A 17,825-nucleotide genomic window follows, 5' to 3' on the forward strand; every position below is an offset into this window, starting at 1 on the left:
AGGGGGACTACGCCAGGCCCGCCACCAGCTCCGCCACGGACTTGCGGCGGCCGGTGTAGAACGGCACCTCTTCGCGTACGTGCATCCGGGCCTCGGAGGCGCGCAGGTGACGCATCAGGTCGACGATGCGGTACAGCTCGTCGGCCTCGAAGGCGAGCAGCCACTCGTAGTCACCGAGGGAGAACGAGGCGACGGTGTTGGCGCGCACGTCGGGGTAGCCGCGGGCCATCATGCCGTGGTCCTTGAGCATGCGGCGGCGGTCCTCGTCGGGCAGGAGGTACCAGTCGTAGGACCGCACGAAGGGGTAGACGCTGATGTAGTCGCGGGGCGTCTCGTCGGCCAGGAAGGCCGGGATGTGCGACTTGTTGAACTCGGCGGGGCGGTGCAGCGCCATGTTCGACCAGACCGGCTCCAGGGCGCGGCCCAGCTTGGTGCGGCGGAAGAGGTTGTAGGCCTCCTGCAGCTCGTCGGCGGTCTCGGCGTGCCACCAGATCATGACGTCGGCGTCGGCGCGCAGGCCGGAGACGTCGTAGGTGCCGCGGACCGTGATGTCCTTGGCGTTGAGCTGGTCGAACAGCTCCTGGACCTCGTCGGCGTAGCCGGCGCGGTTCTCGGGGAGCACGTCACGCAGCTTGAAGACGGACCACAGCGTGTAGCGGATGACCTCGTTGAGGTCCTTGGCCTTCTTGCCGGCGTTGGGGGTCTTGGCGGGGGCGTCGTCACTCATGCGGCTATTCTCCTCCGCCGCCGTGCAGACTCTGCACCGGGTGGCGGGTGAGCTGCTCCACACCGGCGAGATCCCCGGCCAGCTGGTCGACGGCCGCGTTGGCGCTCGCCACGCACGCGGGGATGCCCACGCCGTCGTACGCCGCGCCGCAGACCGCGAGGCCCGGCAGGGCGGCGACGTGCGCGCGGACGCGGGCCACGCGCGCGTGGTGGCCGACGGGGTACTGCGGGAGGCCGTCGTTCCAGCGGGTGACGCGGGAGGCGACGGGGGTGGCGGCAAGGCCGGTGGCCTCGCGCAGGTCGTGCCGGGAGACGGCGACCAGGTCGGCGTCGTCGCGGCCGAGGTCCGCCACGTCGCCGTACCGCCCGACGGAGGTGCGCAGGACCAGCAGCTCCGGGTCCTGGCGGTCGATCCAGCCCCACTTGCGGCTCGCGAAGGTGGACGCCTTGATGGTGTGCCCGTCGACGGGCGGGACGAGGAAACCGCTGCCTTCGGGCAGGTCGGTATCGGCGCGCTTGTAGGCGAGGGTGATCAGCGCCATGGAGGCGTACTCGACGGTGCGCAGCTCGGCGGCGGCCGCGGGCGACTCGGCGTCCAGGAGCTTCGCGGCGGCGGGCGCGGGCAGGGCGAGGACGACGGCGTCGGCTTCGTGGACACCGCTTCCGGTGACCACGCGCCAGCCGTCGCCGGTGCGGCGCAGCTCGGTGACCGGCGTGTCGGTGAGAATCCGGGCGCCACGCGCGCGTAGCGACTCGGCGACGGCGAGCGGCAGTTGGCCGATGCCGCCGTCGATGCCCATGAAGACGGGCCCGGTCTGCTGATTCCTCGCGGCGCGCGCCTGGATGTCGCGGACGCCGTCCGTGAGCGAGGCGTGCGTGCGGGCGGCCTCGAAGAGCTGCGGGACGGCCGAGCGCATCGAGATGCGGTACGCGTCCCCGGCGTACACCCCGCCGAGCAGCGGCTCCACGAGGCGGTCGACGACCTCGCGGCCCAGACGCGCGGCGACGTACTCGCCGACCGCGACGTCGTCGCCGATCTCGGTGGGCGGCAGCTCGCGGTCCCGCCCGATGCGGCGCAGGCCCTCGTCGGAGAGGACCCCGGAGAGGGCGGAGGCGTCGCCGGGCACGCCCATGACGTGGCCCTTGGGCATCGGGCGCAGGGCGCCCCGGGTCCAGATCGCGGCGGTCGCGGTGGCGGGCGGCTGGAGCCGGTCGGCGAGGCCCACCTCGCGGGCGAGGGCGACGGCCTCGGGGCGGCGGGCGAGCATCGACTCGGCGCCGAGGTCGACGCGGACCCCGGCGATCTCGTCGGCGAGCAGCTTGCCGCCGAGCCGGCCGGAGGCCTCCAGGACGGTGACGCGGGTCGTCGGACCGGTGGTGAGCAGCCGGTGCGCGGCGGCAAGGCCGGCGATCCCGCCTCCGATGACGACGGCGTGGCCGCTACCCGTACGTGTGTCCGTTTCGCGCATGCCTCCACTCTCTCAGACCGCCGAGTCCCGACCGTGACCGCATCGGGACCGGTCGGCAACCACCGTCGTGCCCCGCCCCGGCGTCGTAGGAGCATCACTGGCCACGTCCCTCGGGGGTACGTCGATGCACAAGTCCAGCAGGCCCGACCACCGCAGGTTCCGGCACCGCACGGCCCACGCCCTCTCGGGGCTGCTCCTGGCGGTGGCGCTCACGCTCACCGGGTGCAGCGCGGGCAGCGACACCGACAGCAGCGGCGGGGACGGCAAGGGGGTGAGCGCGGCCGACCGCCCCGCCGCCCCGGAGGGAGCCAAGGACGCCGCCGGCGCACAGTCCGGCAAGTCCGGCGCGCGCAAGCCCCCGAAGCCGACCGACACCCACATCATCCGCACCGCGACGCTCACCGTCCGGGTCAAGGACGTCCCCAAGGCGCTGGAGGAGGCCCGCGCGGCGGCCGAGGACGCGGGCGGCATCGTGGGGAACGAGAGCACCTCGCGCGACGGCGAGGGCCGTGAGCGCTCCCGCGTCGTGCTGCGCGTCCCGCAGGCCGCGTACGAGGATGTCCTCACCGCCCTCGAAGGGACCGGCAGGCTGGTCGACCGCGACGCCAAGGCGCGGGACGTCACCGACGAGGTCGTGGACGTCGAGAGCCGCGTCAAGTCCCAGCGGGCGAGTGTGGCGCGCGTGCGGGAGCTGATGGACGAGGCCACGAAGCTGAGCGACGTGGTCGCCCTGGAAGGGGAGTTGAGCACCCGTCAGGCCGATCTGGAGTCGCTGCTCGCGCAGCGGGCCTCGCTGAAGGACCGTACGGCCATGGCGACGATCACGCTGTCGCTCACCGAGCGGCGCCCGGAGAAGGCGGCCGCCGAGGACGACGACCCGACGCTCGGGGACGCGCTCACGGGCGGCTGGGACGCGTTCGTCACGGTGCTGCGCTGGATCGGGATCGCGCTGGCGGCGGTCCTGCCGTTCGCGGCGGTGGCCGCGCTGCTGCTCCTGCTGTGGCTGCGGACTCCGCGCCCCCGCCTGAGGCCGCGCGGTGGGCGGGCTGTAGGGAGCGGCGCGCCCGGCGACAACGAATCCGCGGGTGCGTCCCCCGCTCCGCCGACGCGGGACTGACGCGCCGTAGCGTGTCCGTATGAGCAGCACACGAGAGCGACTGGTGGTCATCGGAGGCGACGCGGCAGGCATGTCGGCGGCGTCGCAGGCACGCAGGCTCAAGGGCCCGGACGAGCTGGAGATCGTCGCGTTCGAGCGCGGCCGCTTCAGCTCGTACTCGGCGTGCGGCATCCCCTACTGGGTGGGCGGCGACGTCGACGAGCGGGACGATCTGATCGCGCGTACGCCCGAGAAGCACCGGGAGCGCGCGATCGACCTGCGGACGCGCACCGAGGCGCGCCGGATCGACGTGGCGGGCCGGCGTGTGCTCGCCCGCGACCTCGAAACGGACGAGGAGTACTGGACGGCGTACGACAAGCTCGTCATCGCCACCGGCGCCCGGCCCCTGCGCCCGCCGCTGCCCGGCATCGACGCCCCCGGCGTGCACGGCGTGCAGACCCTCGGCGACGGCCAGGCCCTGATCGACACCCTGACCCGCACCGAGGGCCGCCGCGCCGTGGTCATCGGCGCCGGTTACATCGGCGTCGAGATGGCGGAGGCACTGATCAAGCGCGGCTATGACGTGACGGTCGTCAACCGCGGCAAGGAGCCGATGTCGACGCTCGACCCGGACATGGGCCGCCTCGTGCACGAGGCGATGACCGGCCTCGGCATCGAGATGGTCAACGACGCCGAGGTCACCAAGATCCTCACGGGCGACGGCGGTCGGGTCCGGGCGGTGGCCACGGAGGACGCCGAGTACCCGGCGGACGTGGTGATCCTCGGCCTCGGCGTACGCCCCGAGACCGGGCTCGCCCGCGAGGCGGGGCTGCCGCTGGGCGAGCACGGCGGCCTGCTGACCGACCTCGCGATGCGGGTGCGCGGGCACGAGGACATCTGGGCGGGCGGGGACTGCGTGGAGGTCCTCGACCTGATGTCGGGACGCGAGCGGCACATCGCGCTGGGCACGCACGCGAACAAGCACGGGCAGGTCATCGGCGCGAACGTGGGTGGGGGTTACGCGACGTTCCCCGGCGTGGTCGGCACGGCGGTCAGCAAGGTGTGCCACCTGGAGATCGCCCGTACGGGCCTGCGCGAGAAGGACGCGCGGGCGGCCGGGCTGCGGTACGTGGCGGTGACCATCGAGTCGACGAGCCGGGCCGGTTACTACCCGGGCGCGGCCCTGATGACGGTGAAGATGCTGGCCGAGCGGCGCACGGGCAGGCTGCTCGGCGTGCAGATCGTCGGGCGCGAGGGCGCGGGCAAGCGGGTCGACGTGGCGGCGGTCGCGCTGACGGCGGGGATGACGGTGGAACAGATGACGGCGCTCGACCTCGGGTACGCGCCGCCGTTCTCGCCGGTGTGGGACCCGGTTCTGGTGGCGGCGCGCAAGGCGGTGGCGGCGGTACGGGCGGACACGGCGCCCAGTTGAAGCGGCGCCGACCGAGGCAACTGCTCATGATGCGCAAGTACTGAAACGGGAGAACAAGCAAGAGCGCGCCCCTCCCGCGCCCCCGAACACGCCCGGTTCTGCGCCCCCTCCGCCGACGCAGAACGCGCTTACCGCGCAGGTCAGCACGCGCTTGCTGCGGAGAAGCGACCGCCCGGCACTCTCCCCTCGTTGGCTGATTCCGGGCGGTTCGGGGCGCACTTGTTTCGCACGCCGTGGGAGCCCGCCCACGATCGGCGCGTGTAGCAGCCACCCATCGGCAGCACGGGAACCGGCGACCCCTCTGAGCGGCCACGGCCTCCCCGGAAGCTTCACTTCCGGGGAGCCTCACGCTTCCCTCGGCCGCCATCGCGCACCCCTGGGGGTCCGCCATCTCTTTTCCGCCAAGGTTTCACAGGATCGGCACAGATCCCGCAGGTGGGCCGCACTATGTGACGCGTCAGAGCGGCACGGACACACACTGCGACAGGTGACCGCGCCGTTTGGGGGGCGGGCCGTGGGGTGGAGACACCCCCGCGGCCCGACCGTGGAGGGGACCACACACCGCATGAATCACACCGCGCGAGCGTCGGCTCTCGGCGCCGGCGCTCTGCTTCTCGCGCTCTCGCTGCCCGGCGCTCCGGCCTCGGCCGCCGAGCCGCCCCGCATCGATCTGCGCGTCCTGGTGGTGACCGACGGAGGCCCCGCCACCGCCGCGATCACCGCCGAACTGGACGGCCAGGGCACGCCGTACACCACCGTCGACCTGCGCCGGAGCGGGCGCCCCGTCATCGACAAGGCGTTCCTCGCGGACACTGTGAACGGCAGGGCGCGGGCCAGGTTCCAGGCGGTCGTCCTGCCGAACGACAACCCGTTCGGGGCCGGTTCGGCGGAGCTGGCCGCCCTGGCCTCGTACGAGCAGACGTACGCGATCCCACAGGTGGACGCGTACACCTACGCCCGCCCCGAAGCGGGACTGAAAACACCGGAGTTCAGCGGCTCACTCGACGGCGTGCGGGCCCAGGTGACACCGGCGGGCAAGGGCGGCCCGTTCGGCTACCTGACAGGCCAGGTGCCCTTCGAGGACAACTCGTCGACAATCGGCGAGAGTTACGGCTTCCTGGCCGAACCGGCGCCGGGCGCGGACTTCACCAGCTACGTGGACGCGCCGATCCCAGGCGGTTCTGGCCGGGGCTCGCTCGTGGGCGAGTACCGGCACGACGGGCGGCGCGAGCTGGTCGTGACGTTCGTCTACAACGAGCACCAGCGGCAGTTCCGCCTCCTGGCCCGGGGCATCGTGGACTGGCTGACGCAGGGCGTCCACCTGGGCTCGTCCCGCAACTACTTCGGCGTGCACGTCGACGACGTGTTCGGCGCCGACGACCGCTGGGACACCGAGCTCAACTGCACGCCGGGCGACGTGGACTGCCCGCCGGGCCAGGGCACGCCCGACCCGATCCGGATGACGCCGGACGACGCGGCGTACGCCGCCGAGTGGTCCAGGGGCCGTGAGTTCCCGCTCGACATGGCCTTCAACGGCGGCGGCAGCGAACTCCACCGCGAGGAGAACGGCGGCGCGGACCCCCTCGCCGACCAACTCATCGCCGATCGCGCCGACCACCGCTGGATCAACCACACCTACAACCACCCCTTCCTCGGCTGCGTCCAGGACGTCAGCGCCGTGCCGTGGAAGTGCGCGCGGAACGCGGACGGCAGCACGCGCTACGTCTCACGGGCCGACATCTCCCAGCAGATCTCCGGCAACCGCGCCTGGGGACAACGGGCGGGACTCCCGCTCAGCAACGGCGAGTTGGTGACGGGCGAACACTCGGGCCTGAAGGTGCTGCCCCAGCAGCCGGACGACAACCCCAACTTGAGCGGCGCCCTGCGGGACAACGGCGTGACCTGGCTGGGCTCGGACAACTCCCGGGACAGGGCCCAGCGCCAGGTGGGCCCCGCGCTGACCGTGCCGCGCTTCCCGATGAACGTCTTCTACAACGCGGGCCGCGCCGACGAGCAGGTCGACGAGTACAACTGGATCTACACCCGCGAGGCCGACGGCGGCAGCGGCGTCTGCGAGAACTCCCCGGTCGCCACCTGCCTGGAGCAGCCCCTCGACCTCACGACCGGCTACCAGGACCACATCGTGCCCGTAGAGTCGACGATCGCCCTCGGACACGTCCTGGCGAACGACCCGCGACCGCACTTCATCCACCAGTCGAACCTCGCCGAGGACCGCATCGCGTACCCCGTCCTGAACCGCGTACTCGACTCGTACGACGCGCTGTTCGCGGAGTCCACACCGGTCGTCAACCTGCGGATGTCCGACATCGGCGGCGAGCTGCGCTCCCGCGCGGCCTGGGACACGGCCGTCAAGGCGGGCCGCGTCACCGCCTACCGAGTCGGCGGCACCGTCACGGTCCAGACCCCCTCAGGCGTCACCACCCGAGCCACGATGCCGACCGGCACGGTGCAGCAACAGCTGCTCGGCACGACCCCGTTCGGCACGGCATACGCGGGCAGAACCTCAGGCAGTGCCTCCCCATCGCTCCTGCAGGACCGCATCACACTGACCCTGCCCACGGCACCACCGCCCGCCACAACGTCCCCCATCCGAGCCGAGCGCCAGAAGGCCACCAAGAAGCTCCCGCTCCCCTCAGGCGTGACGCAATACGTGAGGCCGGGCACATCCGGCGAACCACCACGCCACCTGCCGACGGACGGCTGACCCCCGGCGTCTCCCGAGACGGAGACCACCCGCCGAGGGAAAGCCGCGATGGCACCCGAGGGGACACGGCGGTATGTCCGCCCGGAGCACAGTGGTGCGGCGCCGGGCACCGAAGCAACGGGCGCCCGCGCCGAGATGGCGAGGACGGACATACCGCCGGGGCCCCGCCCCACGACGCACGAGGCGCCCCCGCCGGCCGGCGGCCCGCAGCCCCCACTGCCACCGCCACCGGACCGGCCGCCCCCTCACGCTCGCATCCACACCCGCGGAGCCCCACTATGCCCGACTCGCCCTCACCGGTACCGATACCGGCACCCCTGACCCCACCCTTCCCCACACCCGCGGCGCGAACCCGCGTCACCCTCCTGACCGAAGGCACCTACCCGCACAGCCACGGCGGCGTCAGCGTCTGGTGCGACCAGCTCGTCCGCGGCATGCCCGACATCGACTTCGGCGTCCTGGCCGTCACCGGCACCGGCCGCGAACCCCTCGCCTGGGACCTCCCGGCACACGTCGACGAGCCCGTCTGTCTGCCGATGTGGGGCCCGACCCCGCCCGGCCACGCCCCGCGAGGCCGCAGAGCGCGCCAACTGCACGCCTCCTACGAGCAGTTCCTCACCGCCCTGCTCGACCCGACCGCCGAGGACGGCTTCGCGCCCGCCCTGCACGACCTGGCCCGGCACGCCCGCGACGGCGCGCTCACCCCGGCCCTGCGCGCCGACCGAGCGGTGCGGGTCCTGGCCTCCGTGTGGAACACCCCGGGGCTCGCGGCAGCCGAGGCGAGGCCGACGCTGCACGACGCCGTCACCGCCACCGGCCTGCTCGAACACGCGCTGCGCCCGCTCGCGGCCCGCCCTCCCGAGCACGGCGTGGCGCACGCGGTGAGCGGCGGCATCGCGGCGATGCCGGGCCTGATAGCCCACCGACTACACGGCGTGCCCCTCCTCCTGACCGAGCACGGCGTATATCTGCGCGAGCGCTACCTCGGCTACCGCACAGGACCGTACAGCTGGCCGGTGAAGGCCCTGCTGCTCGGCTTCTTCCGGCTGCTCGCCGAGGAGACGTACCGCAGGGCCGCCCTGGTCACCCCGGGCAACCGCTACAACCGCCTCTGGGAGGAGCGCGGCGGCGCCGACCCGGCCCTCATCCGCACCGTCTACAACGGCGTGGACCCCGAGGCGTTCCCGCCCGCCGGGCCCGAGCCGCGGAACCCCACCCTGAGCTGGGCGGGCCGCGTCGACCCGATCAAGGACCTGGAGACGCTGATCCGCGCCTTCGCGCAGGTCAGGCGGGAGATCCCGGAGGCGCGGCTGCGCCTGTTCGGCGGTACACCGCGCGGCGGCGAGGCCTACCGCGAGCGGTGCGAGGCGCTGGCCGCCGAGCTGGGACACGGCGACGCGGTGGTCTTCGAGGGCCGCGTCGAACACATCAAGGACGCCTACGCTGCGGGCAGCGTCGTCATGCTCTCCAGCATCAGCGAGGGCTTCCCGTTCACGCTGATCGAGGCGATGTCGTGCGGCCGGGCCACGGTGTCCACGGACGTCGGCGGGGTGCGGGAGGCCGTGGGCCCCACCGGCCTCGTGGTGCCGCCGCGCGCGCCGGACGCCATGGCGCGGGCCGCGCTCGAACTGCTCCGTGACCCGCCGCGCCGGGCGGCGATGGGCGAGGCGGCCCGCCTGCGGGTGATCGAACAGTTCACGCTCCGCCAGACGGTGGACGCCTTCCGTGCGATATACGGAGAGCTTTCCGCCCATCAAGGCACCTGGTCCCGCGCCGGGTTGCCCCACCACGAGCCCCCCACCGAGGTAGCGGGATGAGCGGCCCCCTCCCCCTGCGCCCCCGCACCCGCCAGGACCACCACACGGACGACACCCTCACCCTGCGCCTGGCCCGCCCGCCCCGCACCAGCACGGACGGCGGCCCCGCCAGACCGCGTACCCGGGGCGCGCTGCGGCCGGCCCGGGCCGACGACCCCGTGGACCTCCTCGCGGCCCAGCTCGCCGAGGAGGCCGGGGCGGCCGTGCACCCCTACGAGGTCGCCGCGCTCCTGGAGTCGCAGGGTCTGACGGGCGACCGGATCCAGGAGACGTACGGGCACCCCGATCTGTTCTCGCTCGCCGAAGCCGTCTTCCGGCGGGTGCCTCGCAGCCACCCGAGGCCGCCCGCGCCGCCCGACCCCTGGCGGCCCGACCATCTGCGCTGCGCCCTGCGCGGCCTGCTCTTCGCGCTTCCCGGCACGGCGTATCTGCTGACGGAGGGCGTCTGGTCGGCGACGGCGGGGCTGCACGGCCTGATCGCCGCGGCCCTGGTGTCCTGGGCCTGGTCGCAGGCGCTGAGCCACCGGGCGTACGTACGGCTCGCCGCCGGGCGGCACGAGGCCGGGCGCACGCTGCTGGCGGGCGCCCCGCTCGGCATCGCGGCCGCATCCGGCACGGGGCTGCTGGTCGCGGGGCCCGGGGCCGCCGCGCTGTTCGCCGCGGGGCAGTCCTGCTATCTGGCGGCGGCCGGAGTGCTGCTGGTCCTCGGCCGCGAGAAGCTCCTCGCCGCCGCGCTGCTCCCGGTCGCCGCGGGTGCCGCCGCGCTGCCGTGGTGGCAGCCGCCGGAACCGCTGCGGACAGGACTGCCGCTGCTGACCGTGGTGTTGGCGTCGGCGGCCGCCGGGTACGCGCTGCGCTCGGCGCTGCGGGCCGCTCCGGCGCCGGCGCCCGCGCCACGCCTCGCGCATTCGGTCCCGTACGGCTTGTTCGGCCTGGCGGCGGGCGTGCTCACCGCGGTGGCGGGACACCAGGAGCCGTACGCCGTCATTGTGTTGACACTGAGCATGGGCCCCGCGGAGTGGCTGCTGCACCGCTACCGCGGGCTCGCCGTGGCGGCTCTGCACGCGTCGGCCACGTCCCGGGGCTTCCGGCTCCGTGCCGCCCGCGCGCTGGCCGTGTGCGGCGCGGCCTATCTCGCCCCGCTCGCCCTGGGCGCCGTCCTGGTCGGCGCGCGCCTCGCCCCGCTCCTGCTCCTGGGCGCCGTGCTCTGGCTCGCCCTGCTCCTCCAGGCGTTCGGCACGGCTTGGCCGTCCGCCGCACCCTGCCTGGCCGCCGCGGTCACCGCAACGGCGCTCCCCCTCACCGGCACCCTGACCGCGCCGGCCGCACAGCTCATCGGCTGTGCGGCCGCCGCCCTCGCGCTGCTCGCCGTCGCCGTCCACCAGCTGGGTAAACCGACGGCACACGCCTGAGCCGCCCCCACCGGCACCGCCGCGCACCGTCCCCCTCACTCATCACCCATCCGCCCATCCCCGATCGCCCATCCCCAGGAGCACCCATGACATCCGCACCGCTCGTCGCCGTCACCGGAGCCGAGGGCTTCATCGGCTCGCACCTCACCGAGGCCCTGGTCGCCTCCGGCCACCGGGTCCGCGCGATGGCGCAGTACAACTCCTTCTCGTCGTACGGCTGGCTGGAATCCCTCGCACCCGACGTCCTCGCCGAGGTCGAGGTCGTCCTGGGCGACGTACGCGACCCGGGCTCCGTCAGCGGCCTGGTCGCCGGCGCCGAGACCGTCTACCACCTGGCCGCCCTGATCGCGATCCCGTACTCCTACCAGGCCCCGCACAGCTACGTCGACACGAACGTCACCGGCACGCTCAACGTCCTCGAGGCCGTGCGCCACTTGGAGATCCCCCGCCTGGTGCACACCTCCACCAGCGAGACGTACGGCACCGCGCGGACCGTGCCGATCACCGAGGACCACCCCATCAACACCCAGTCTCCGTACGCCGCTTCGAAGGCGGGCGGCGACCGGCTCGCCGACAGCTACCACGCGAGCTTCGGGACGCCCGTGGTGACGCTGCGCCCGTTCAACACCTTCGGGCCGCGCCAGTCGATGCGGGCCGTCATCCCGACCGTCATCGGCCAAGTGGCGTCCGGCTCACGGCGGATCACGCTCGGCGACCTGCGCCCCACCCGCGACTTCACCTTCGTCACCGACACCGCACAGGCGTTCCTCGCCGTCGGCACCGCGCCCACCGGGACGGTCGTGGGCCGCACGTTCAACGCGGGCACCGGCGGCGAGATCTCGGTGGGCGACCTGGTGCGGCTCATCGGCAAGGTGATGGACACCGACCTCGACGTGTGCGAGGACGCGCGGCGCGTCCGCCCCGCCGCCTCGGAGGTGATGCGCCTGGTCGCCGACGCGACGCGACTGCGCGACGCGACGGGCTGGGCCCCGGTCCACGACCTGGAGCAGGGCCTGGCCCGCACCGTCGAGTTCTTCCGCGACCCGGCCCGCCTGGCCCGCTACAAGACCGACATCTACAACATCTGACGCCCCGACACGTCAAGCAACCCGCCCACTGCGCAAGGGAGAACGACCATGCACGCAGTCATCCTGGCCGGAGGCAAGGGCGTCCGGCTCCTGCCGTACACCACCTCGCTGCCCAAGCCGCTGGTCCCGATCGGTGACCAGTACGCGATCCTGGAGATCGTGCTGCGCCAGCTGGCGTCCGCCGGGTTCACCAGCTGCACCATCGCCATCGGTCACCTCGGCCACATCATCCGCGCCTACGTCGGCAACGGCTCCCGCTGGGGTATGCGCGTCGGCTACTCCACGGAGGACAGCCCGCTCGGCACGATGGGCCCGCTCCTGACGATGATGGACCGGCTGCCCGAGCACTTCCTCGTGATGAACGGCGACGTCCTCACCGACCTCGACTACGCGGACGTCCTGAGCCGCCACCGCGCCTCGGGGGCGCCACTGACCATCGCGACGTACGCGCGCGAGGTGCGCATCGACTTCGGCGTGCTCACCACCGAGTCGGAGCGCGTGGTCGCCTTCACGGAGAAGCCGAGCATCGACTACCGCGTCTCCATGGGCGTGTACGGGGTCTCGCGCGAGACGCTCGCCCCCTACACACCGGGCCTCCCCCTCGGGTTCGACGAACTGGTCCTCGACCTCCTGAAGTCCGAGACTCCGCCGCACGCCTACGAGTTCGACGGCTACTGGCTCGACATCGGCCGTCCCGACGACTACGACCGGGCCAACGCGGAGTTCACCACGCACCGCTCCCTGCTCCTCAAGGGAGCGTGACGAGACCGTGCGCATACTCGTCCTGGGCTCCACCGGATACCTGGGCGGGCACGTCGCCGAGCGGCTGCGCGCCCTGCCCGGCGTGCGGCTGCTCCGCGGCGGCCGCGCCCCCGTCGACGACCACCGGATCGACCTCGCCACCATCACCCCCGACGCGCTCGCCGAACAGCTGCTGCGGGCCGCGCCCGACGCCGTCGTCAACTGCGCGGGCGCGGTCGGCGGCAACCCGCTGCCGCTCGCCGAGGTCAACTCCCGCGGCCCCGCGGTCCTCTGCGAGGCCTTGCGGGACGCGGTGCCCACCGCGCGCCTGGTGCACCTCGGCTCGGCGGCCGAGTACGGCCCCGGCGGCGTCGGCGAGCGGACCACGGAGGACTCCCCCGCCCGCCCGGTCACCCCGTACGGCGCCACCAAGCTGGCCGGCACCCTCACCGTCCTTGACGCGCGGCTCGACGCCGTCGTGCTGCGGGTCACCAACCCGGTGGGCCCCGGGGCCTCCCCTGCCGGGCTGCCGGGCCGCCTCACCGCCGAGCTGACCCGTGCCGTCGCCCGGACCCCGCACGGCGCGGTGCGGGTCGGTGACCTGTCCGCGCACCGGGACTTCGTCGACGTACGCGACGTGGCGCAGGCCGTGGCGCTCGCGCTGGCCCTGCCGGGGCGGCTGCCGCGGCTGCTCAACATCGGCGGCGGCCGGGCCGCGCCGGTGCGCGACCTGGCGCAGGGTCTGGTGGCCGTCTCGGGCTTCACCGGGGACGTCGAGGAGACGCTCGGCCCGGTGGGCCGTTCGACGGCGGTGTCCTGGCAGTGCTCCGACATCACGGCGGCGGAGTGGGAGCTGGGCTGGCGGCCGCGGTTCACCCTGCGGGAGTCGCTGGCCGCGCTCTGGGCCTCGGACGGCGCCCCGCACCCGGCACCCGCCACCGGGGACCCGCGATGACCCTGCTGGTCCCGCTGTACGTCCATCCGGCCGCGGACCCCGCGGCCTGGCGGACGCTCGTGGCGGCCGCGCCCCAGCTGTACGGCGTCGTCCTGAACGCCGCCGACGGCCCGGGCGCGGCCCCCGACCCCGCCTTCGCCGACGCGTCGCGGGCGCTGCGCGAGGCGGGTGCGCGGGTCCTCGGCTACGTCGACACGGCGTACGGCCGCCGCCCGCCGGAGGCCGTCGCCGACGACGTGGACAAGCACCGCGCCTGGTACGAGGTGGACGGCTGCTTCTTCGACCAGGTCTCCCCCGGCCGCCGCGAGCTGCGGCACTGCCGGCGCCTGGTCCGCTCGGCGCGGGAGCGGGGCGCGCGGACGGTGGTGCTCAACCCGGGCGTGCACCCCGCGCCCGGGTACGCCCGCGCCGCCGACCTGCTCGTCACGTTCGAGGGGCACTGGTCGACGTATCTGCGGTCGTTCACCGTCCCGTCCTGGACGGGGCGGCACTCCCCCGAGCACTTCTGCCACCTCGTCTACGGCGTGCCGCCCGCGCTGGCCCGCCTTGCCGGGCGGACCGCCGCGCGGCGCGGCGCCGGGGTGCACTGCGCGGTGCCGGGGGCCGGGCCCAACCCGTGGACGCGGCCGCCGCACCTGCCCGACCCCGGGGACCTGCCATGACGTACCGCCGTTTCCCGGTCGCGCTCCTCGGCGTGGTCCTGCTGCTCGTCGGCTGCTCCTCGGCCGCGCGGGACGGCGGTGGCCCGGAGCGCTGGCGGCCGCGGCCGGGCACCGCGTGGCAGTGGCAGCTCGACGGCCGCGTCGACCCGCGCGTGGACGTCCCGGTGTACGACATCGACGGGTTCGAGAACCGCGCGTCGGACGTGGCCCGGCTGCACCGCGACGGGCGCCACGTCATCTGCTACGTCAATGCCGGCGCCTGGGAGTCGTTCCGCCCCGACAGCGGCGACTTCCCGGCCGCCGTCCTGGGCCGGGCCAACGGCTGGAAAGGGGAGCGCTGGCTCGACATCCGGCGGCTCGATGTGCTCCGCCCGCTCCTCGCGGAGCGCTTCGACATGTGCCGCCGCAAGGGGTTCGACGCCATCGAGCCCGACCTCCTCGACGGCTACCTCAACCGCACCGGTTTCCCGCTGAAGGCCCGCCACCAGCTGGCCTTCAACCGGATGGTCGCCCGCCTCGCGCATGAGCGCGGCCTGTCCGTCGGCCTGAAGAACGACCTGCCGCAGATCCCACAGCTCGTCGACGACTTCGACTTCGCCGTGAACGAGGAGTGCGCGCAGTACGAGGAGTGCGCCTCGCTCACACCGTTCGTGCAGGCGGGAAAGGCGGTGCTGCACGTGGAGTACGCCGTGCCCCGCGAGAGGTTCTGCCCGCAGACGCGCCGCCTCGGCCTCTCCTCCATGCGCAAGCGCCTGGAGCTGGACGGGTGGCGCGAGCCCTGCCCCGGCTGAACCTCGATGGGGCAGGGATCGTTTTCGGACATTCTTCAGACAGCGGTGCGCGTGTGGACGTACTCCACGAGTCGGGTCAGCGCCTCGGGGTCCGTGGTCGGCAGGACGCCGTGGCCGAGGTTGAAGATGTGGCCCTCCAGGCCGCTCGCGGCGGCGAGCACCTCGTCCGTCTTGGCCTCGACGGCCTCGCGCGTGGAGAAGAGGACGGCCGGGTCGAGGTTGCCCTGGATCGCCTTGCCGGGCCCGACGCGGCGCGCCGCCTCGTCCAGCGGCACCCGCCAGTCGGCGCCGACGACATCGGCGCCGGCCTCGCCCATGAGCCCGAGCAGCTCGCCCGTGCCGACGCCGAAGTGGATGCGCGGCACGCCGTACGAGGCGACCGCGTCGAACACCTTGGTCGACGCGGGCATCACCGAGCGCCGGTAGTCGGCGGGCGAGAGCGCGCCCACCCACGAGTCGAAGAGCTGCACGGCGCTGGCGCCCGCCTCGATCTGCACCTTCAGGAAGGCGGCGGTGATCTCAGCGAGCCGGTCGAGCAGGTCCGCCCAGAGCCGCGGGTCGCCGTACATGAGCGCCTTGGTGTGCTCGTGGTTGCGGCTCGGGCCGCCCTCGACGAGGTAGCTCGCGAGGGTGAAAGGCGCGCCCGCGAACCCGATGAGCGGCGTCGACCCTAGCTCGCCCGTCAGCATCCCGATCGCCTCGGTGACGTAGTGGACGTCCTCCGGCGTGAGGTCCCGCAGCTGGGCGAGGTCGGCGCGCGAGCGGATGGGGTGCTCGACGACGGGTCCGATGCCGGGCTTGATGTCGAGGTCGACGCCGATCGCCTTCAGCGGTACGACGATGTCGCTGAAGTAGATCGCGGCGTCCACGTTGTGGCGGCGCACCGGCTGCAGGGTGATCTCGGTGACGAGGTCGGGCCGCATGCAGGACTCCAGCATGGCGGTGCCCTCGCGGACCTTGCGGTACTCGGGCAGTGAGCGCCCCGCCTGCCGCATGAACCAGACGGGCGTGTGCGGCACGGCCTCGCGCCTGCACGCCTTCATGAAGGCGGAGTCGTACGTCGCTGCGTTCTGCCGGCCCTTGGGGCTCTGGCTGTTGTTGGCACTCACGCGGAAAGTCTCGCACGTTGACCGGGAACCCCCTCACGGGTGTCTCTCCCTGCGCGAAGGCGCCATTCCCCTTAACCTTCCCCGCATGGCTGCGGCTCAGGAACAACGGTCGGACGGCGCTGGAGAGATGGACGGTTCGGAGGGGAAGGTGGCGGATGCGGCTCCGCCGCCCTTCCGCGCGGCGGTCGAGGCGCTGCGGGAGGCACGGCTGCGGCCGGAGATCGAGATCGATCCGACGCGGCCGCCGCAGCGCCTCGCGCCGTACGCGTACGCGCTGGAGGCGGCGGTCGTGGACGGCGAGGAGGACCTCGCCGACGGGCGGCTCGTGCTGCTCCACGATCCGGCGGGGCACGACGCCTGGCAGGGCACCTTCCGGCTCGTCACGCTCGTACGGGCGGAGCTGGAGCCGGAGATGGCGGCGGATCCGCTGCTGCCGGAGGTGTGCTGGTCGTGGCTGACCGGGGCGCTGCAAGCGCGCGGGCTCTCGGTGGGGGAGGCGAGCGGCACGGTGACCCGTGCGGGGTCGTACTACTTCGGGGGGCTCGCGGAGCGGCCGCCCGCGTCCCAGATCGAGATCCGGGCCTCGTGGACGCCTCGGGAGGGGAGCGACGGGGTTCCGGACACGGGGGAGCATCTCGGCGCGTGGTGTGAGCTGCTCTGCCAGGTGGCCGGGTTGCCGCCGGTCGGGTCCGGTGCCGGGGACGGGTCCGTGGTGTCCCTGCCCCAGCGGCGGGGCCCGCTCTCGCCTTGACGGCTGCCCGCCCACGGCTCGTCCGCCCCGCGCTTGTCGCGGGGCTTTCTCGTGTCGCCCGGGAGGGTGAGGGTTCGGAATGGTCTTCGGGTGGTCGAGTGGGTGTCCTAATTGCCCCGATTGACACTCATCAAATCGTGATCATTCCCTAAAGGCTGGCGGGTTTGCTGCCGAAGAGGTTTGTGACCTTGAAAAGCATGGTTCGTCCCGGCTTCATCCCCGAGCCGGTCCCGTCCCCCCTCCCCGCTCCCCCCAGGAGGCCTGGTGTCCGTTCTCCTCGAGCAGCCCGCAAGCCTGGTCGCCTACCGCCCGAACAAGCCGACCGCCATGGTCGTCGTGGCCGACCCCCGCGTCCGTTCCACCGTCACCCGTCATCTGTGGGCGCTCGGTGTACGTGACGTCATCGAAGCCTCGTCCATCGCGGAGGCTCGTCCCCGCATCGGCAACCCCCGTGACATCTGCGTCGCAGACGTCCACCTCCCCGACGGCTCCGGCCTGACGCTCCTCTCCGAGACCCGCGCGGCGGGCTGGCCCAACGGCCTGGCCCTCTCCGCCGCCGACGACATCGGTGCCGTGCGCAACGCCCTCGCGGGCGGCGTCAAGGGCTATGTCGTCACCGGCACGCGTACGAACGTCGGACTCCCCACCCGCCCCGGCGCCGCTCCGATCGGTTCGGCCGCCGCCCGAATGCACCGCCGCCCGCCGGGCGCCCCGAGCCACCCCGGCGGTTACCGCGAGCTGTCCGGCCGTGAGGTCGAGGTGCTCCGGCTCGTCGCCGAAGGCCAGTCCAACAAGGCCATCGGCGTCTCCATGGGCCTGTCCGCCCTGACCGTGAAGAGCCACCTCGCCCGGATCGCGCGCAAGCTCGGCACGGGTGACCGGGCCGGGATGGTGGCCGTGGCGCTGCGCACCGGAATCATCCACTGACTGATTTACAACCCTCCCCCGCCCGGGGGGGGGGGCGGGCGGGGGGCCGGGGCCCGCCGCCCCACAAACACCACAAACTTTGTCCACGCCCCCCATCCCACCCCACCAAAGAAAAACACAACAA

General features: G+C 73.4%; 15 protein-coding genes. 12 read left to right on the top strand and 3 right to left on the bottom strand.

Annotation, left to right across the window (positions count from 1 at the left end):
- Nucleotides 1-7 precede the first annotated feature (7 nt).
- Nucleotides 8-727 carry a hydrogen peroxide-dependent heme synthase gene (gene hemQ, locus ACWDZ7_RS35135; protein ID WP_451802719.1) on the bottom strand — a complete coding sequence of 240 codons (720 nt, stop codon included), beginning with the start codon at nt 725-727 and terminating at the stop codon, nt 8-10.
- Nucleotides 728-731: 4 nt separating this feature from the next.
- Entirely contained in the window at nt 732-2,195 is a 1,464-nt protein-coding gene (hemG, locus tag ACWDZ7_RS35140; protein WP_451802720.1) for a protoporphyrinogen oxidase, read from the bottom strand.
- Nucleotides 2,196-2,319: 124 nt separating this feature from the next.
- Between hemG and ACWDZ7_RS35145 the strand changes: the two genes are divergently transcribed.
- The 10 genes from ACWDZ7_RS35145 (at nt 2,320) to ACWDZ7_RS35190 (ending at nt 14,914) form a co-directional block, all read left to right on the top strand.
- Nucleotides 2,320-3,312, top strand: a complete 993-nt coding sequence (locus ACWDZ7_RS35145; protein WP_451802722.1) for a DUF4349 domain-containing protein — start codon at nt 2,320-2,322, stop codon at nt 3,310-3,312.
- Between the two features lie 19 nt (nt 3,313-3,331).
- On the top strand, nt 3,332-4,723 hold the full coding sequence (locus ACWDZ7_RS35150; protein WP_451802724.1) for an FAD-dependent oxidoreductase: 1,392 nt from the start codon (nt 3,332-3,334) through the stop codon (nt 4,721-4,723).
- 565 nt (nt 4,724-5,288) lie between these two features.
- A complete protein-coding gene (locus tag ACWDZ7_RS35155; protein WP_451802726.1) occupies nt 5,289-7,448 on the top strand; it encodes a hypothetical protein in 2,160 nt (719 codons plus the stop codon).
- Between the two features lie 278 nt (nt 7,449-7,726).
- Nucleotides 7,727-9,265: a GT4 family glycosyltransferase PelF gene (gene pelF, locus ACWDZ7_RS35160; protein WP_451802728.1), complete on the top strand. Its 1,539-nt coding sequence runs from the start codon at nt 7,727-7,729 to the stop codon at nt 9,263-9,265.
- Nucleotides 9,262-10,677 carry a hypothetical protein gene (locus ACWDZ7_RS35165; protein WP_451802730.1) on the top strand — a complete coding sequence of 472 codons (1,416 nt, stop codon included), beginning with the start codon at nt 9,262-9,264 and terminating at the stop codon, nt 10,675-10,677. Before pelF ends, ACWDZ7_RS35165 begins: the two co-directional genes overlap by 4 nt.
- An 86-nt stretch (nt 10,678-10,763) precedes the next feature.
- Nucleotides 10,764-11,765, top strand: a complete 1,002-nt coding sequence (locus tag ACWDZ7_RS35170) for a GDP-mannose 4,6-dehydratase (protein WP_451802732.1) — start codon at nt 10,764-10,766, stop codon at nt 11,763-11,765.
- 48 nt (nt 11,766-11,813) lie between these two features.
- Nucleotides 11,814-12,527, top strand: coding sequence for a nucleotidyltransferase family protein (locus ACWDZ7_RS35175; protein WP_451802733.1), 714 nt, complete (start codon nt 11,814-11,816; stop codon nt 12,525-12,527).
- A gap of 7 nt (nt 12,528-12,534) precedes the next feature.
- On the top strand, nt 12,535-13,461 hold the full coding sequence (locus tag ACWDZ7_RS35180) for an NAD-dependent epimerase/dehydratase family protein (RefSeq protein ID WP_451802734.1): 927 nt from the start codon (nt 12,535-12,537) through the stop codon (nt 13,459-13,461).
- A complete protein-coding gene (locus ACWDZ7_RS35185) occupies nt 13,458-14,123 on the top strand; it encodes a spherulation-specific family 4 protein (RefSeq protein WP_451802736.1) in 666 nt (221 codons plus the stop codon). Before ACWDZ7_RS35180 ends, ACWDZ7_RS35185 begins: the two co-directional genes overlap by 4 nt.
- Nucleotides 14,120-14,914: an endo alpha-1,4 polygalactosaminidase gene (locus ACWDZ7_RS35190; protein ID WP_451802738.1), complete on the top strand. Its 795-nt coding sequence runs from the start codon at nt 14,120-14,122 to the stop codon at nt 14,912-14,914. The genes ACWDZ7_RS35185 and ACWDZ7_RS35190 overlap by 4 nt, the downstream gene beginning before the upstream one ends.
- A 35-nt stretch (nt 14,915-14,949) precedes the next feature.
- On the opposite strand, the gene hemE is transcribed toward ACWDZ7_RS35190, so the two are convergent.
- Nucleotides 14,950-16,023: a uroporphyrinogen decarboxylase gene (hemE, locus tag ACWDZ7_RS35195; RefSeq protein ID WP_451802739.1), complete on the bottom strand. Its 1,074-nt coding sequence runs from the start codon at nt 16,021-16,023 to the stop codon at nt 14,950-14,952.
- Between the two features lie 85 nt (nt 16,024-16,108).
- On the opposite strand from hemE, the gene ACWDZ7_RS35200 reads away from it, so the two are divergent.
- Both ACWDZ7_RS35200 and ACWDZ7_RS35205 read left to right on the top strand, forming a co-directional pair.
- Nucleotides 16,109-16,774, top strand: a complete 666-nt coding sequence (locus tag ACWDZ7_RS35200; RefSeq protein WP_451802741.1) for a DUF3000 domain-containing protein — start codon at nt 16,109-16,111, stop codon at nt 16,772-16,774.
- Between the two features lie 264 nt (nt 16,775-17,038).
- On the top strand, nt 17,039-17,701 hold the full coding sequence (locus tag ACWDZ7_RS35205; protein ID WP_030687574.1) for a response regulator transcription factor: 663 nt from the start codon (nt 17,039-17,041) through the stop codon (nt 17,699-17,701).
- The last annotated feature ends 124 nt before the right edge of the window (nt 17,702-17,825 follow it).

The organism is Streptomyces sp. NPDC003032 (assembly GCF_053591415.1).

Bases quoted from the DNA above. Each gene is read 5' to 3' on its own strand.
- hemQ (WP_451802719.1), bottom strand. From the start codon at position 727: ATGAGTGACGACGCCCCCGCCAAGACCCCCAACGCCGGCAAGAAGGCC.
- hemG (WP_451802720.1), bottom strand. From the start codon at position 2,195: ATGCGCGAAACGGACACACGTACGGGTAGCGGCCACGCCGTCGTCATC.
- ACWDZ7_RS35145 (WP_451802722.1), top strand. From the start codon at position 2,320: ATGCACAAGTCCAGCAGGCCCGACCACCGCAGGTTCCGGCACCGCACG.
- ACWDZ7_RS35150 (WP_451802724.1), top strand. From the start codon at position 3,332: ATGAGCAGCACACGAGAGCGACTGGTGGTCATCGGAGGCGACGCGGCA.
- ACWDZ7_RS35155 (WP_451802726.1), top strand. From the start codon at position 5,289: ATGAATCACACCGCGCGAGCGTCGGCTCTCGGCGCCGGCGCTCTGCTT.
- pelF (WP_451802728.1), top strand. From the start codon at position 7,727: ATGCCCGACTCGCCCTCACCGGTACCGATACCGGCACCCCTGACCCCA.
- ACWDZ7_RS35165 (WP_451802730.1), top strand. From the start codon at position 9,262: ATGAGCGGCCCCCTCCCCCTGCGCCCCCGCACCCGCCAGGACCACCAC.
- ACWDZ7_RS35170 (WP_451802732.1), top strand. From the start codon at position 10,764: ATGACATCCGCACCGCTCGTCGCCGTCACCGGAGCCGAGGGCTTCATC.
- ACWDZ7_RS35175 (WP_451802733.1), top strand. From the start codon at position 11,814: ATGCACGCAGTCATCCTGGCCGGAGGCAAGGGCGTCCGGCTCCTGCCG.
- ACWDZ7_RS35185 (WP_451802736.1), top strand. From the start codon at position 13,458: ATGACCCTGCTGGTCCCGCTGTACGTCCATCCGGCCGCGGACCCCGCG.
- ACWDZ7_RS35190 (WP_451802738.1), top strand. From the start codon at position 14,120: ATGACGTACCGCCGTTTCCCGGTCGCGCTCCTCGGCGTGGTCCTGCTG.
- ACWDZ7_RS35200 (WP_451802741.1), top strand. From the start codon at position 16,109: ATGGCTGCGGCTCAGGAACAACGGTCGGACGGCGCTGGAGAGATGGAC.